This window comes from Phaeobacter gallaeciensis DSM 26640, assembly GCF_000511385.1.
GTDB classification, from domain to species: Bacteria; Pseudomonadota; Alphaproteobacteria; order Rhodobacterales; family Rhodobacteraceae; genus Phaeobacter; species Phaeobacter gallaeciensis.
Genome location: NC_023137.1, coordinates 2,767,846 through 2,782,919, shown reverse-complemented (window position 1 = coordinate 2,782,919; position 15,074 = coordinate 2,767,846). Strand labels below are relative to the sequence as shown.

The window sequence follows — 15,074 nt, the reverse complement described above, 5'->3', positions numbered from 1 at the left end:
CGCCCCTCTTCCTTGCTAAGTGGGTTAGGTTTTTTGCGGGCGTAGCGTTCCGCGCTCCACCACATGACAGGGAAAAATACGGGCCTCTGGATAGCGATCAGGTTCATCCAGCATCGCCGCGACCAGCTCAATTGAGGAATTAACGATCTGCTCAATCGGCTGGTGAATAGTGGTGAGGTCAATATTCTCCCAGCGTGCCATCTCCATGTCGTTGAGGCCGATAACCCCGATGTCCTGCGGCACCTGCAAGCCCCGTTCGCGAATCGCACTGAGCGCCCCGATCGACAAGACATCATCACCGCAAAAATAAGCTTCCGCCGGATTTTTTTGTAGCAGGCCAAGCATTTCGCGACGGCCCGCTTCGAAGGAATAATCATCGGCAAAACTATACGTCGTAGTGATCTCTGGATGGGCTTCCATCTCGGATGTGAACCCTTTGCAACGATCCTGAGTTGAGGTTGCGGCCTGCGGGCCACCCATGAAAGCGACCGTTTTATATCCGCGAGCTACAAGTGTCCGTGCAGCCATTCGGCCACATTCGACGTTGTCGATCCCTACAACATGGACCTGCGGTGTGGATGACGAGCGGCCAAAACTGTGAACCACCGGCACGCCAGCATCGCGAAATGCCTTGGCAAAGCCTGGCGGGAGAGTCGAAGAGGCTACCACCACGCCATCCACAGAGTATTGCCGCAACATCCGGACCGAGTTCTCGGGATCGGTTTCATCGGAGAGATTGACCAGCAGTGGCCGCAGGCCGCGATCCTGCAGGCGACGCGTGAACCGGTCGAAAACCTCAAGGAAAATCGGGTTGTGAAAGTTGTTCGACACGAGACCAATCAGTTTGGTGCGTCCGGTTGTCAAAGAGGAAGCCAATGCGTTCGGACTGTAGCCAAGTTCCTGCGCAGCCTTCTCGACCTTACGCCGCATTTTTTCGGAAACTGATGCGCCATCTGTGAATGTGCGCGACACTGCTGATCGTGAGACCTGCGCTCGTTCTGCCACATCTTTTAGTGTTACGGCCATTCTTGGTCTTCCTCTTGTCAGGGCCATCTGTGGCCCATCCACCCGTGCAACCGGCTGCGTACCGGATCAGAGTGTCTATCGCGGATCCAATTCGAGTTCAGCAGAAAAAATGCTGCCACAAATTGCAACCGGTTGCAAAAAAAATCGATTCGTGGTTATTCTGGTCCCCGACGCGAAAGGGACCGCCCGGACGCGATCGTGACGGAAAAACTTTGGGAGGAAAGAATGACGTCAATCTTCAAGACATTTATGCTCGCAACAACGGTTGCAGCGGCGCCAATGATGCTGGCAACAACAGCCTCTGCCGAGGGTGAGAAATATATCCTCGTCAGTCACGCGCCTGACAGCGACAGCTGGTGGAACACCATTAAGAACGGGATCGCCCTGGCGGGCGAGCAGATGAATGTTGAGGTGGAGTATCGCAACCCACCGACTGGTGACCTTGCCGATATGGCGCGGATCATAGAGCAGGCTGCGGCCTCAGGGCCCAACGGCATCATCACAACCCTGTCCGACTATGATGTGCTGTCCGGCCCGATCAAAGCGGCCGTGGACAGCGGCGTGGATGTGATCATCATGAATTCCGGCACCCCGGATCAGGCCCGCGAAGTTGGCGCTCTGATGTATGTTGGTCAGCCGGAGTATGACGCAGGTCATGCGGCGGGTATGCGCGCCAAAGCGGACGGTGTCGGCAGTTTCCTTTGCGTGAATCACTACATCAGCTCGCCATCTTCGACAGAACGCTGTCAGGGCTTTGCCGACGGTCTGGGTGTGGATCTCGGCGATCAGATGATCGATAGTGGACAGGATCCTGCGGAAATCAAGAACCGCGTTCTGGCCTATCTCAACACCAACCCGGAAACTGACGCGATTCTGACACTCGGCCCGACCTCGGCGGATCCGACCCTGCTGGCGCTGGAAGAAAACGGCATGGCTGGCGACATCTATTTCGGCACGTTCGATCTGGGTGAGGAAATCGTCAAAGGTCTGAAATCGGGTGTTATCAACTGGGGCATTGATCAGCAGCCCTTCCTGCAGGCCTATCTGCCTGTTGTGGTTCTGACCAACTATCACCGCTACGGCGTGCTGCCCGGCAACAACATCAACTCTGGCCCTGGTTTCGTGACCAAGGACGGCCTGGAAAAGGTCGAAGAGTTCGCGGGCGAGTACCGGTAATCATCTCACCAAGTGCGGGCGGCTGAAACATATCGGCCGCCCCTTATTTTAGAGAGAGCACTATGTCTGACGCACCTACCCAATTTGCGGAAGACGAGCGGATCAAAACCCGTTCGAAATTCCGCGAAGCCATGATCCGACCCGAATTGGGCGGCATTATCGGCACCATCACCGTATTCGCGATGTTCCTTATTTTTGCCGGTGACAGCGGCATGTTCAACAGCCAGGGGGTAATGAACTGGAGCCAGATTTCCGCCCAGTTCATGATCATCGCAGTTGGGGCCTGCCTGCTGATGATCGCGGGCGAATTTGACCTGTCGGTCGGGTCGATGATCGGGTTTGCCGGTATGTTGATCGCTATCTTCAGCGTGACACTGGGTTGGCCAGTCTGGCTGGCGATTTCGGTGACTTTCGTGCTGGCGACGGCGATCGGGGCACTAAACGGGTTTATCGTCGTGAGGACGGGGCTGCCCAGTTTCATCGTGACACTGGCGTTCCTGTTCATCCTGCGCGGCTTTGCAATCTATTTGCCGCAGACCATTGAACGTAAGACCATCATCGGCGGGGTGGCTGACGCCGCCGAGGGCGATTGGATGGCGGCGCTGTTTGGAGGTAAAATTCTGACCGGCCTGTTCCAGTGGCTGGGCGACAACGGCTGGATCGCCGTTTTTGAACGCGGCACCCGCAAGGGGCAGCCGGTGGTCGAGGGGCTGCCCATGCTCATCGTCTGGGCTATCCTCCTGGTCATCATCGGTCATGTCATTCTGACCAAAACACGGTTTGGCAACTGGATCTTTGCTGCAGGTGGTGACGCCGAGGCCGCGCGAAATTCCGGGGTGCCTGTCAACCGCGTAAAAATCCTGATGTTCATGTTCACCGCTTTCTGCGCGACCGTCTTTGCAACCTGTCAGGTGATGGAATTTGGTGGGGCCGGATCGGACCGGGGTCTGCTGAAGGAATTTGAGGCGATTATTGCGGTGGTCATTGGCGGCGCACTTCTCACGGGCGGCTATGGCTCGGTCCTTGGGGCCGCGCTCGGAGCGCTGATCTTTGGGGTGGTGCAACAGGGGCTGTTCTTTGCCGGGGTCGAAAGCTCGCTGTTCCGGGTATTCCTGGGTTTGATCCTGCTGTTTGCGGTTATCCTCAACACCTATATTCGTCGCGTCATCACGGGGGAGCGCTGATATGGCTACGTCTCAACCTTTGATCCGCATGCAGGGTATCGAAAAGCACTTTGGCAGCGTCATTGCGCTTGCAGGGGTGTCGGTAGATGTCTTCCCGGGGGAATGTCACTGCCTGCTTGGTGACAACGGCGCGGGGAAATCTACCTTCATCAAGACGATGTCTGGGGTGCATAAACCCACCAAGGGCGAAATCCTGTTCGAAGGTCAGCCGCTGCATTTTGCGGATCCTCGCGATGCGATTGCCGCAGGGATTGCCACGGTGCATCAGCATCTCGCGATGATCCCACTCATGTCGGTCAGCCGCAATTTCTTCATGGGGAATGAGCCGATCCGCAAGATCGGGCCGCTGAAGCTGTTTGACCATGACTATGCCAATCGCATCACCATGGAAGAGATGCGCAAGATGGGCATCAACCTGCGTGGGCCAGATCAGGCTGTTGGCACCTTGTCGGGGGGAGAACGTCAGACTGTGGCTATCGCCCGCGCAGTTCATTTCGGCGCAAAGGTGCTGATCCTGGATGAGCCAACATCGGCATTGGGGGTACGGCAGACCGCCAATGTGCTCGCCACTATCGACAAGGTGCGCAAGCAGGGCGTGGCCGTGGTCTTCATCACCCACAACGTGCGTCACGCCCTGGCGGTTGGCGACCGGTTCACGGTTCTGAACCGCGGCCAGACCCTTGGGACGGCGCAGCGCGGCGAAATCACTGCCGAGGAATTGCAGGACATGATGGCAGGCGGGCAGGAGCTGGCAACGCTTGAGGGAAGCCTTGGCGGTACGGTCTGAAGCCATACCATATTCATTGAGAAAGCCGCCGGGGCGTACGCTCTCCGGCGGCTTTTGTTTTAAACCTCTTGGCGCGCCCTGCGCAGAACACCTGCGGGCGGGAGCGTGCCGACCACGGCCTCTACCGGCTCGGCGAGATGGTTGAACCAGAATTCCTCCGTCGCTGTCTGGCGTACACGGACACCCTGAGGCATCTTGCGGATGGTCACCCCCGCGCGGGCGCAGAGCGTTGCGATCAAGCAGTCCAGGCCCGCCATATCCAGCCACCCGGCACAATAGACCTGATTGCCCGCAGCGACAGCGACTGCATGACCGGTTGAGGTTTCGAACAGAACATCCGCCTCACCCTCCAGCGTTTCCAGATAGCAGACAACAGCGCCATCGCCGTTTGCGAGTGGCAGCGGCATATCCGGTCGGAGGCTTTCGACCGCTGCGATGACAACGTCCAGCCCCTGAAGAGCGGGCGGCAGCGGCGCGGTTGGAATCTTGAAATCCTCATCCCGCGCCGCTGTACGCGGACCATAAAGACGCAGACCTGGCGCATCAGCCAATGCCCTCCGCAGGTCATCCGGGAGGTGCATCAGGCCGGGGGCAAGGATCAACTCGTATCCGGTGAAATCACTTTGGGTCGGCGGGACGATGTCAACAGACAGACCCGCGCGACGCAGGGCACGGTAGTGGTCCAGCACAAGGTCGAAGTAGCTCAGACCTTGACCATGCGGCTGCACCTGCCAGGCCCATTCTGCGTCATAGTCGAAGATCAGCGCGACAGGAGCCTGCGATGGCCCAACCTCACCCGCGCTTGCCAATTCTTCAGCGACCTGACGTGCCTCGGAGATGGCGGGGGTCTCTGCACTATCAGGCCGCAGTAGACCAGCATGGAGTTGTTCCTGCGCAAAAGGCGCCTGCCGCCAGCGGAAATAGCAGACCGCCTCTGCCCCATGGGCAAACGCCTCCCAGGTCCAGAAGCGCACCATGCCGGGCAGGGGCGCGGGATTGTAGGGCGCCCAGTTGACCGGGCCGGGTTGCTGTTCCATCACCCACCAGCGACCGCGTCCGACAGCACGGTAAAGGTCATGGTGAAAGGCCTGGAAATCCGGGTCGCCCTGCCGCGCGTAGCGGCGCTGGTCCTCGGGGCTGGCACCAACCCGGTCCTCAAGAAAGCCCAAAGGGTAGCTGTCCCAACTTGCAATCTCCAGATCCACGCCAACCTTGTAGTGGTCAAAGTCGGTCACCCGCCCCATGTAGTTATGCGCAATCGGCGCGTCGGAATGGGCGCGTAGGATCTCCACCTGATCGCGGTTGAAGCTGACCACCTGATCCGATGAAAACCGTCGGAACGCCTGAACATGGGCTGGGTTCGGTTCGGTCACGGTGAGGTTCGGCAACCCGATCTGGTCAAAGCGCTCATACTCCATCGACCAGAACACGTTCCCCCAGGCAGCGTTCAGCGCGCAAATGTCACCGTTATACCGCTCTTCCAGCCACCGCACGAATGCCACACGGGCTGAGTCAGAGTAGCTGATCGTGGTGTCGTGGCAGCCGTATTCATTGTCCGTCTGCCATGCGGCAATGCGACCGCCGGGGCCGTAGCGTTCCGCCATCAGGGTGACGATCCGCCGGGCCTCTGCGCGGTATCCTTTGTGGCTGAAGCAATAGTGGCGACGCGAACCGAAGCCGCGCGGCTTGCCGTCTGCATCCAGCGCAAACATATCCGGGTGGCGGTCCACCATCCACCTTGGTGGTGTGGCGGTGGGGGTGCCCAGTACCACCTTCAACCCGGCCGCGCCCAAGGTATTGATGGCGCGATCCAGCCAGTCCCATTGCAGATCGCCGGGGGTCGGCTCGATCCGAGACCAAGAAAATTCGCCAATGCGGACCCAGGTGAGCCCCGCCGCGACCATTCGTGCGGCGTCCTCCTGCCAGATATCTTCAGGCCAGTGTTCGGGATAATAGCAGGTGCCAAGTGTGCGCTGCATGAAAACTCTCAGAGAATGACGCGATGTTCGCGCTGGCCTTTGGCCATTGTATGAATGCAGTAGGTTTTGCCCGCAGCCGGATCATCCAGCCCATCTGCGGCAGTGGTGATGAACAGATCTGACATGTCTTCCCCACCGAGTGCGGGGCAGGAGGCCTGCGCGGTCGGGACCGGATAGATCGCTGTCAGCTCCCCCGTTGGGGTGTACACAGCAACACGGCTTGCCCCCCACTGCGCGTTCCAGAACCGGCCTTCTGTGTCAACAATGGCGCCATCGGGACCGAAATCTTCGCCGCTAAGATCGATGAACACTGATGGCGCGCCAATCGGCCATCCGTCTTCTGCGGCCAATGGCTGCTGCATGATCTTGCCCGTCTTGGTGTCGGTGAAATAGGCGCAGGATTTGTCCGGGGCAAAACAGATCGCATTGGTGATGGTCTGGTTTGTTATCAGTTGGCGGAGCTCGCCCCGGTAGTAGCGATAGATCGCGCCCAGGCCGCGCTCCGCCTTATAGCCCATAGTCCCGATCCAGAAGCCGCCCCAGGGATCTGCCCGACCATCGTTCGAGCGGGTCAGCGGCTGATCCGCTTCCAGATCTACCAAATGGGTCCGCGCGCCACTTTCGATATCAAACCGCCAAAGCGCGCTGGCGCTGGCCATGATAAGGGTCGTTTCATCGACCCAGCCAGCAGCGGACACGCAGCCATCAAATTGCCAGCTGATCTCCTTGCCCTCGGCGAGGCTGAGCAGCCGATTTTCGAGGATATCAAACCAGAACAACTGCTTGCGGATCGGGTGCCACAGTGGCCCCTCACCAAGGGTACAGCGGGTTTCGCTGAAGATCTGTGCCGTCACGGCGTGAACTGTTGGGTCATTTGCCATCAAAGGCCTCGTCATAGGCAGCAACGGTTTCTGCAGCGAGATGGGCGACATCTTCGACCGAATGGCCGGGTTTATAAAGAGACGACCCCATGCCAAAACCGGTTACGCCAGCCTTCTGCCAAGCTGAGAAATCCTCAGGACCGACACCACCCACGGCGTAGGTGTCAGCGTCCGTCGGCAACACTGCCTTTAGCGCCGAAAACCCGTCGAGACCCAGTTTGAAGGCGGGGAAGAATTTCAGACCATCCGCTCCGGCTCGAAGGGCAGAGAAACACTCTGACGCGGTGAAAACGCCTGGATAGGACAACATGCCAGCGGCTTTGGTGGCGCGGATCACATCCGGGTTGCTGTCGGGGGAGACCACCATCTGTGCCCCCATGGCTGAGAGCTCAGCAACCGCATCGGTGTCAAGCACAGTCCCTGCGCCGATTGTGGCGCGCCCCTTTGCCTGATCCAGCATCGCGGCGATGCTGTCGTAGGGCTGCGGCGAATTCAGCGGGACTTCGATTTTGGTGATGCCAGCATCGATGAGGGCATCCGTCATGGCGCGTGCTTCTTCGGGACGCAGACCGCGCAGGATGGCGATGATATTTCGGCTCATGGGGTTCGGCTCTTTTGCAATTGGTCATATGCGGCTGAGAGGCCGGCAAGGGTCAGGGTTTCGCCGTCAACGCGCTGGGGGACGCACCCCAGCGTGGACAGGGCTGTTTCATAGCAACGGGCAAGGGCATCAGTGCCCAGAACAGCTACGGGTTTGCCGGACCAGTATGTCTGCGCGGCAGCAAGTTCCGCTCCGATCAACAGACCCGATAAGCGGGCCCTAGCTGTTTCGGGGCTTTGCCCGGACAAAAGCGCATCTGCACGCAGGCGGAATAATTGGGCAGATATCCCGGATGGCGCAGCGAAGGTCTCGGCAACGGCCTGTTTGAATGCTGCGTCATCCCAGCCATCGCCTGAGACGCAGTGACGCAAGACCGATTGCCCTTGCAACAGGGTAAACATCTCACCGGTCATGAAGGTGGTGAAGGTCGTGACCTGCCCACGATCAAGCCTGGCCCATTTACTGTGGGTGCCGGGCAGGCAAATGATCTGCGGTTCGCCCAGGCCGTTCATCTGGGCGAGAAAACCTGCAATCTGGGTCTCTTCTCCACGCATCACATCTGCCGGGTCTGCGGTCTTGATACCCGGCAAGAGGTAGACCTCAAGACGCGGGTCCTGTGTTCGCGGCATCGTTGCGTCTGAGATGCCTGGAGGCGGGCAGGGGGCGGCGGCGTAGGGGGCCTCAGCCCACCCCTGACGTGATCCCGCCATCCCACAGCAGATGACGGGAATTGGATCGGCGTCGCTGCTATCACCAGATGACAGATGACCATCAAGCAGGCCCAGAAGCGTCGGTTCATAGTCCTGTGCCCCTAGCCGCGACATACCTCGGTCAGATGTGATACGATCAATCACTTTATTTCTAGCATCCATCACCCACAGCCGCAGTTGACTTGTCCCCCAGTCAACCGCGATCCATGCAGGTGCAGATATGACTGGTGTTTTATCAGGGAGGAGATCGGCTGGTGCTGTCATCCCGTCACCACAACCCCGCCGTCCACCACCAGTGTCTGGCCAGTGATCATCCGGCTTGTGGTCGAGGCCAGAAATAGCGTCGAGCCGACAATGTCCTGAGGGGTCAAATGGTCCTTCAGGCACTGACGTTCCAGATGAGCGGCAAGCGCCTCCGGGGTGGCCCATTTATCGAGCTGCTTGTCCGTCAGCACCCATCCCGGGGCCAGCGCATTCACCCGTACACGGTCGGGGCCGAACTCGCGGGCGAGGCTCCGGGTCATCCCATTTATGCCAGCATTTGCGGTGGTGTAGGCGGGGTAGCCACTGTTGCCCATCATGTAGCTGATGGAGGTGAAGTTGACGATCGATCCGCCACCTACGGCCTGCATCCCCGGCAACACCGCCTGACAGGCAAAGAAATATGCCTTGAGATTGATCGCCTGCGCCCAGTCCCAAAATTCCTCGTCCACATCCAATGTCGCGTGGCGTTGATCATTGGCGGCGTTGTTCACCAGCGTGGTGATTGGGCCATGTGCCTCTGCCGCCTGTTCAATCGCTGACTTCAGGGTGGGGATATCGGTGATGTCGCATTGGATAAACATCGGGCGGTTTCCAGTCTCGGCCTCCATGCGCTCAACAAAGTCGGAGGCGTCAGAGCGCCCGACAAAGGCAACCTTTGCGCCTTGCCGCAGAAATCCTTCGCTTAGCGCAGCGCCAATGCCGGAGCCGCCACCTGTGACGAAAACGGACGCACCGGTAAGGTCGGGAAATGTCGCAGTATCGCTCATCAGTGGCTCTCCCGTGTGACGGGGCGGGTATCTTTGCCCACGAGGAAATCAAGGTCAGCGCCTTGCTCAGCTTGAAGCACGCTGTCGATGTAGAGTTTTGCATAACCGCGGGTGTAATGCGGCGGCTCCGGCAGCCAGGCCTCCCGGCGCGCTGTCAGCTCATCCTCGGACACCAGCAGATCAAGCGTGCCGTTCTGAGCGCTGACCCGGATCCGGTCGCCGGATTGCACCAACCCAAGGGGACCACCTGCCTGAGACTCTGGCGAAACATGCAGGATCACCGTACCAAAAGCCGTCCCGGACATGCGGCCATCTGAAATGCGGATCATATCCCGCACCCCTTCGCGGACCAGTTTGCGCGGGATCGGCATATTGCCGACCTCTGGCATGCCGGGATAGCCTTTGGGGCCAACACCTTTCAGCACCAGAATGCTGTCTTTGGTGACCGGCAGATCGTCGCGGTCGATATTGGCCTTCATGTCCTCAATGGTCTCGAACACATGGGCGACGCCTTCATGCTCCAGCAGATGATCGGTCGCAGCCGAGGGTTTGACGATGGCACCATTGGGCGCAAGATTGCCGCGAAGGACCCGCAGGCCGGCGGCTGGTTTGACCGGGTTGTCAAAACTCTTGATGACATCATCATTGAAGCACTCGGCACCCTCGGCGTAGGCCGTGATATCGCCGCCCAGAACGGTGGTATTGCTGCGTAGATGACCCTCGTTGGCCAGGTGTTTCAGCACAACCGGCACACCGCCGGCATAGCAGAAGTCTTCCATCAGATATTTGCCGGACGGCATGCAGTTCACCAAGAGTGGGATTTCACTGCCAAGGCCGAAGTCATCCAGCGTCAGTTCCACCCCGACGCGACCCGCCAGCGCCAGAAGGTGGACAACGGCATTGGTGGAGCCGCCAACCGCCGCATTGGCCATGATCGCGTTGATGAACGCATCACGGGTCAGCACGTCGGAGGGTTTGATATCCTCCTCGACCATCTCGACAATCCGCTTGCCGGTCAGATGCGCCAGCGCCATGCGGCGGGCATCCACAGCGGGCAGGGCGGCGTTTGTTGGCAAGCTCATCCCCATCGCTTCAACGAGGGACGCCATGGTGGAGGCCGTGCCCATGGTCATGCACACCCCTTTGGAGCGGCTCATGCCTGATTCGGCGGCCATGAAGTCCTGTAACGTCATTTCCCCTGCACGCACCGCTTCGGAGAACTTCCATACATCCGTGCCAGAGCCGATATCCTTGCCCTGCCATTTCCCGTTCAGCATCGGCCCGGAACTGACCACGATTGCGGGCAGATTGACAGAGGCGGCGCCCATCAGCTGGCCGGGAGTCGTCTTGTCACAACCGCCGAGTAGCACAACACCGTCGATGCCGTAGGCCCTGATCGACTCTTCCACATCCATGGCAAGGAGGTTGCGGAACAGCATCGCGGTTGGCTTCATCTGCGTTTCGCCCAGCGACATCACCGGGAATTCCACAGGGAACCCGCCCGCTTCCCAGACGCCGCGCTTCACCCCTTCGGCGAGATCGCGCAGGCCGGAGTTGCAGGGCGTCAGTTCTGACCATGTATTGCAGATCCCGATGATGGGACGGCCGTCAAAAGCGTGATCGGGAAAGCCCTGATTTTTCATCCAGCTGCGGTGGATGAAGCCGTCTTTGTCCAGTTTGCCGTACCAGGCGCGATTTCGTCTGTCTTTGGTCATAGGCGTGTTCCTTCAATCACCCAGATCGACTGTGGGAAGGTCCAGGGCAGGGTGATCCCTTGGTGCATCAGATATTGGCCGCTGAGGGGGGCGGTTTCGGTTTTCAGGAGCGGCGAGCCACGTGACAGGCCGGGGGCGTCGTCGCGGTTCAGCAGGCGGATGTCATAGGTCGCATCCGCCTCCAGTCCAGTGAGGCGCAGCGGGCGGGGCAGGATCTGCGCACTGGCTTCTGAGAGACCGGCAAAGGCGACGAACCGACTGCCATCCTCGGCGCGTTGCAGCTCTGCGATTACTGCCGGATCGTCACTGTCGAGGCGCAGAATATCTGCTCGCTCGGTCCAATGCCGGTTGTCTTTCCACCAGTTGGTGACGTCGCGCAGGACCTTGACCTCATCCTCTGTCAGCTCACGCGGGTCCATTTCAAACCCCATATGCCGCTGTGCCGCGACCCAGGCGCGCAGGCGGATGTCTGTAATGCGACCAGAGGTATGGCATTTGCGTGGACCGACATGGCTGCCCGTGACGACCATCGGCAGGAAAAGCGCGGCTTCATGCTGAATCCGTAGCCGCTCGATTGGATCATTGCTATCTGAAAGCCAGATCCGGTGGGTGCGCGACAGAATGCCAAAGTCGATACGCCCGCCGCCGGATGAACAGCTCTCAAATTCCACCGTGGGGAAGTCTGTGTGCAGCCGATCAAAGAGCGCATAAACTGCCTCAGCCTGCGCGCTGTCTGGTTCCGGCAGGACACGGTTGTGATCCCATTTCACATAGTCGATAGGATGAGCGGCCAGCACAGCTGCGATACGTTCGTAGAGATAGTCCTGAACCTCTGCTAGGGCGATATTCAGCACCATCTGCTGTCGGCCCAACACCTGATCCGTGTCCCCCAGAACCCAGTCGGGATGTGCGCGGAATAGGTCGCTGTCCGGGTTGATCATTTCCGGTTCAAACCAGATGCCGAATGTCATGCCCTCTGCATGCACATGGTTGATCAGGGGCATAAGCCCATCGGGATATTTGCGCGTATCGATTGTCCAGTCGCCAAGGGAGCTGGTATCGTCATCGCGCTTGCCGAACCACCCATCGTCCAGCACGAACCGTTCGGCACCAAGCGCAGCGGCTCGGCTTGCAATATCGCAGAGCGTGGCGTGGTCATGGTCGAAATAGACCGCTTCCCAGCAGTTATAGTGCACCGGACGCGGGCGGATTGGGACGGGCAGTTTCAGGATCTCGTCGCGCAGGTGGCGCTGGAACGCAACGGCGCAGCCATTGAGTCCCTGATCCGAGAATACGGCATATAGCGGCGCGGTTTCAAACTGGGTGCCGGGTGTGCGGCGGCTGCCGGTTGCGTGCCCCCATTGGATCTGGCGCCGCCCGTCGGGCAGCTCCTCAGCCAGCATTTTGTGGCCTCCGGACCAGCCATAGTGAAAAGCGTAGGCGGACCCCTGGCTGTTTGTGGTGCCTGTGCAGGGCACGATCAGGCCGGGGAAATACTCATGCCCGGTGCGACCGGTGGGATTGTCCCGTAGCCGCGCGCCGGCACTCCAGGGCGTCCTGCCGGTCTGAAACTCTCCGATCCAGCGACCATGAAAGTCGATCATCTCGTGACTGTTCTGCGGTGCCGGGAAAACCGGGGCGGAGAACCAGGTCGGGCTGATCGGCTGCTCGGAGGTGAGAGAGGCCTGCGCACAGATCATGCCGGTTGTTGGCGTCAGTGCAAACTCTGCCTGATAGTGAAGGCCATTTTCGGCGTCGCGGTAATGTAGGATGAGGCTCAGGTCGCCTTCTTCTGCCCGTTCAAAGCTAAACCGGGGCAGCAGCGCCTTGCCTGTGCTGTCTGTGAGCGACAGACCCGGCTGGCCGGGAAAGGTCCGCCGGGCCTCAGGGCAGATCGACAGCGGCGGCATGGCATCCAGCATGCCGCCCGTCACATCCATGCGCGCGGCGGCAACAAGCATCTCCAGATCAGTCCCATCTGGCAGACGCGGCCCCCAGTAGATGATCTCTGGCAGACCTGTGCCATGGGCGGCGAGGATCAGGCTTTGCCTCTGATCCTGAAGCGCCCAACAGCGGATAGCGGTGGCCGTGTTCACTTCACCGCCCCCAGAGTCAGACCGGCGATAAAGTGGCGTTGCATCAGGAAGAACATTGCAACTGGCGGCAGGGCAGCGACGATGCTGCCCGCACTCATCAGATGGTAAGCCGCGCGGTATTGCGCGTTGAACGATGTGATACCTGCTGTGACAGGCTGGCTCTCGGCGCCCTGCGTCAGGACAACGGCCCAGAAGTAGTCGTTCCAGATGAAGGTGAAAATCAGGACGCTGAGCGCGGCAATTGCAGGTTTCATCAGCGGCAGAACTACGAACCAGAAGATCCGCCACTCTGCGACACCTTCGACGCGGGCCGCCTCTATCAGCTCATATGGCAGGGCGCGGATGAAGTTACGCATGAACAGCGTGCAGAACCCGGTTTGGAACGCAATGTGAAACAGCACCAGACCGGTTTTGGTATTATAAAGCCCCATGTCCAGTGTGAGATCGCGCACCGGCACCATAAGGATCTGAAACGGGACGAAGTTGCCTGCCACAAACATGAAGAACAGCAACAGGTTGCCGCGGAATTTATACACGCCAAGCGCAAAGCCGGTCATGCAGGAGAGCGCGACGGCACCGATCACAGTGGGGACTGTAATGAGGACAGAATTCAGCAGATAGCGCGGCATGTCGGAACCAAAGAAGACCCGTCCGTAGTTGCTGACCCCTTCGAAGGATGACGGCACACCCCAGTAGTTTCCGGTGGTGAAATCGGCCTCAGGCTTGATCGAGAAAATCGCCACGGCAATCAGCGGCAGCAGCCACATGACAAGGGCCGCCGGGACCAGCGCCTGATAGGTTGTCTGCCACGCGCGCGAGCTGTTCTGAATGGGTTTTGGAAACATCAGCGGCCCCCTTTGTCGTCTTGGTACATGGACCACAGGAAATAGGCGATGAAGCACAGCATGATCAGGAACAGCACAACCGCGATGGCCGCGCCATAGCCCATACGGAAGCCATATTCGGACAGCGCTTTCTCAAACATATAGAACGACAGCACCCGGCTTGATCCAAACGGACCACCGTTGGTCATGATGGAAATCAGATCAAAGCTGCGTAGAGCGCCGATGATCGTCACGACAAAGGCCACAAAGGTCGCAGGCCGCAATTGTGGGATGATCACATACCACAGCATCTTGGCACCTTTCGCGCCATCCAGGCGCGCCGCCTCGACCTGTTCGGGGTCAACCGCGTTGAGGCCGGTGAGATAGAGGATCATACAATAGGCTGTCTGGGGCCACAGGCCGGCAATGATGATGCCATAGGTCACCAGTGTCGGATCGCCCAGCACATTGATCGGGCCGAGGCCGACCCAGCCCAACACCTGATTGAGCAGGCCGAATGTGGGGTCATAGAACCAACTGAACACCAACCCGACAACCACTTGGCTGATCACAAACGGAAAGAAGAACAATGATTTGTAGAGGCGGATACCTGTCACGGTCTGATTGAGGAACAAGGCGATGAACAGGCCTGCCGGGATCGCAAGGAGGTAAAGCAGCAGCCATTTGAGATTGTTCCACAGAGAGACCTCGAATGCGCGGTCATCCATCAGCTCGCGATAGTTCTCCATTCCGATGAACTGCGGGTCGCCCAGACCGTCCCAGCGATAAAACGATAGGTTGAAGCTCTGCAGAATTGGGAAAATTACATAGAATAGAAAGAAAATCACACCGGGTGCGAGAAACAGCCAAGGCGCAAGGGCTTGCCGGTTGCGCCTAAGCCAGCTGTCACTGACACCGGGTGAGGTGGCAGACGATCCGGTTTCTGGAGCGAGGTTCATCTCAGCCACGGGAGATCTCCCTTGTTGTGTATCAATGACGGCTTGCGTCAATGCGCTTGGTCAATGCTGTCAGCATACCGCGCCGTCGGGTCTGGGGAAGGGGCG

The 15,074-nt window shown here is 59.2% G+C and carries 13 protein-coding genes; 3 read left to right on the top strand and 10 right to left on the bottom strand.

The window, feature by feature from the left end:
- Positions 1-24: 24 nt before the first annotated feature.
- Positions 25-1,026, bottom strand: a complete 1,002-nt coding sequence (locus GAL_RS13510) for a LacI family DNA-binding transcriptional regulator (protein ID WP_024098127.1) — start codon at positions 1,024-1,026, stop codon at positions 25-27.
- A gap of 225 nt (positions 1,027-1,251) precedes the next feature.
- On the opposite strand from GAL_RS13510, the gene GAL_RS13505 reads away from it, so the two are divergent.
- The 3 genes from GAL_RS13505 (at position 1,252) to GAL_RS13495 (ending at position 4,173) form a co-directional block, all read left to right on the top strand.
- Complete coding sequence (locus GAL_RS13505; protein WP_024098126.1) at positions 1,252-2,202, top strand: sugar ABC transporter substrate-binding protein; 951 nt, start codon at positions 1,252-1,254, stop codon at positions 2,200-2,202.
- A 62-nt stretch (positions 2,203-2,264) separates the two neighbouring features.
- Entirely contained in the window at positions 2,265-3,386 is a 1,122-nt protein-coding gene (locus GAL_RS13500) for an ABC transporter permease (RefSeq protein WP_024098125.1), read from the top strand.
- Position 3,387: 1 nt separating this feature from the next.
- Positions 3,388-4,173 (top strand): ATP-binding cassette domain-containing protein, encoded by a 786-nt coding sequence (locus tag GAL_RS13495; RefSeq protein WP_024098124.1) that lies wholly within the window; start codon positions 3,388-3,390, stop codon positions 4,171-4,173.
- Positions 4,174-4,232: 59 nt separating this feature from the next.
- Here the strand turns inward: GAL_RS13495 and GAL_RS13490 are convergent, their stop codons facing one another.
- Genes GAL_RS13490 through GAL_RS13450 form a run of 9 tightly spaced genes read right to left on the bottom strand, consistent with a single transcriptional unit; the run spans position 4,233 to position 14,969 of the window.
- Positions 4,233-6,152, bottom strand: a complete 1,920-nt coding sequence (locus GAL_RS13490; protein ID WP_024098123.1) for a beta-galactosidase — start codon at positions 6,150-6,152, stop codon at positions 4,233-4,235.
- An 8-nt stretch (positions 6,153-6,160) separates the two neighbouring features.
- Entirely contained in the window at positions 6,161-7,033 is an 873-nt protein-coding gene (locus tag GAL_RS13485) for an SMP-30/gluconolactonase/LRE family protein (protein WP_024098122.1), read from the bottom strand.
- Positions 7,023-7,634: a 2-dehydro-3-deoxy-6-phosphogalactonate aldolase gene (locus GAL_RS13480; protein ID WP_024098121.1), complete on the bottom strand. Its 612-nt coding sequence runs from the start codon at positions 7,632-7,634 to the stop codon at positions 7,023-7,025. The genes GAL_RS13485 and GAL_RS13480 overlap by 11 nt, the downstream gene beginning before the upstream one ends.
- Entirely contained in the window at positions 7,631-8,608 is a 978-nt protein-coding gene (locus GAL_RS13475; RefSeq protein WP_024098120.1) for a 2-dehydro-3-deoxygalactonokinase, read from the bottom strand. The genes GAL_RS13480 and GAL_RS13475 overlap by 4 nt, the downstream gene beginning before the upstream one ends.
- Positions 8,605-9,375 carry an SDR family NAD(P)-dependent oxidoreductase gene (locus GAL_RS13470; RefSeq protein WP_024098119.1) on the bottom strand — a complete coding sequence of 257 codons (771 nt, stop codon included), beginning with the start codon at positions 9,373-9,375 and terminating at the stop codon, positions 8,605-8,607. Before GAL_RS13470 ends, GAL_RS13475 begins: the two co-directional genes overlap by 4 nt.
- On the bottom strand, positions 9,375-11,090 hold the full coding sequence (locus GAL_RS13465; protein WP_024098118.1) for an IlvD/Edd family dehydratase: 1,716 nt from the start codon (positions 11,088-11,090) through the stop codon (positions 9,375-9,377). The genes GAL_RS13470 and GAL_RS13465 overlap by 1 nt, the downstream gene beginning before the upstream one ends.
- Complete coding sequence (locus GAL_RS13460) at positions 11,087-13,186, bottom strand: alpha-galactosidase (protein ID WP_024098117.1); 2,100 nt, start codon at positions 13,184-13,186, stop codon at positions 11,087-11,089. Before GAL_RS13460 ends, GAL_RS13465 begins: the two co-directional genes overlap by 4 nt.
- Complete coding sequence (locus GAL_RS13455; protein WP_024098116.1) at positions 13,183-14,031, bottom strand: carbohydrate ABC transporter permease; 849 nt, start codon at positions 14,029-14,031, stop codon at positions 13,183-13,185. Before GAL_RS13455 ends, GAL_RS13460 begins: the two co-directional genes overlap by 4 nt.
- A complete protein-coding gene (locus GAL_RS13450) occupies positions 14,031-14,969 on the bottom strand; it encodes a carbohydrate ABC transporter permease (RefSeq protein ID WP_173674648.1) in 939 nt (312 codons plus the stop codon). Before GAL_RS13450 ends, GAL_RS13455 begins: the two co-directional genes overlap by 1 nt.
- Positions 14,970-15,074 lie beyond the last annotated feature (105 nt).

Bases quoted from the DNA above. Each gene is read 5' to 3' on its own strand.
- GAL_RS13475 (WP_024098120.1), bottom strand. From the start codon at position 8,608: ATGACAGCACCAGCCGATCTCCTCCCTGATAAAACACCAGTCATATCT.
- GAL_RS13480 (WP_024098121.1), bottom strand. From the start codon at position 7,634: ATGAGCCGAAATATCATCGCCATCCTGCGCGGTCTGCGTCCCGAAGAA.
- GAL_RS13470 (WP_024098119.1), bottom strand. From the start codon at position 9,375: ATGAGCGATACTGCGACATTTCCCGACCTTACCGGTGCGTCCGTTTTC.
- GAL_RS13465 (WP_024098118.1), bottom strand. From the start codon at position 11,090: ATGACCAAAGACAGACGAAATCGCGCCTGGTACGGCAAACTGGACAAA.
- GAL_RS13500 (WP_024098125.1), top strand. From the start codon at position 2,265: ATGTCTGACGCACCTACCCAATTTGCGGAAGACGAGCGGATCAAAACC.
- GAL_RS13510 (WP_024098127.1), bottom strand. From the start codon at position 1,026: ATGGCCGTAACACTAAAAGATGTGGCAGAACGAGCGCAGGTCTCACGA.
- GAL_RS13455 (WP_024098116.1), bottom strand. From the start codon at position 14,031: ATGTTTCCAAAACCCATTCAGAACAGCTCGCGCGCGTGGCAGACAACC.
- GAL_RS13485 (WP_024098122.1), bottom strand. From the start codon at position 7,033: ATGGCAAATGACCCAACAGTTCACGCCGTGACGGCACAGATCTTCAGC.
- GAL_RS13495 (WP_024098124.1), top strand. From the start codon at position 3,388: ATGGCTACGTCTCAACCTTTGATCCGCATGCAGGGTATCGAAAAGCAC.
- GAL_RS13490 (WP_024098123.1), bottom strand. From the start codon at position 6,152: ATGCAGCGCACACTTGGCACCTGCTATTATCCCGAACACTGGCCTGAA.
- GAL_RS13450 (WP_173674648.1), bottom strand. From the start codon at position 14,969: ATGAACCTCGCTCCAGAAACCGGATCGTCTGCCACCTCACCCGGTGTC.
- GAL_RS13505 (WP_024098126.1), top strand. From the start codon at position 1,252: ATGACGTCAATCTTCAAGACATTTATGCTCGCAACAACGGTTGCAGCG.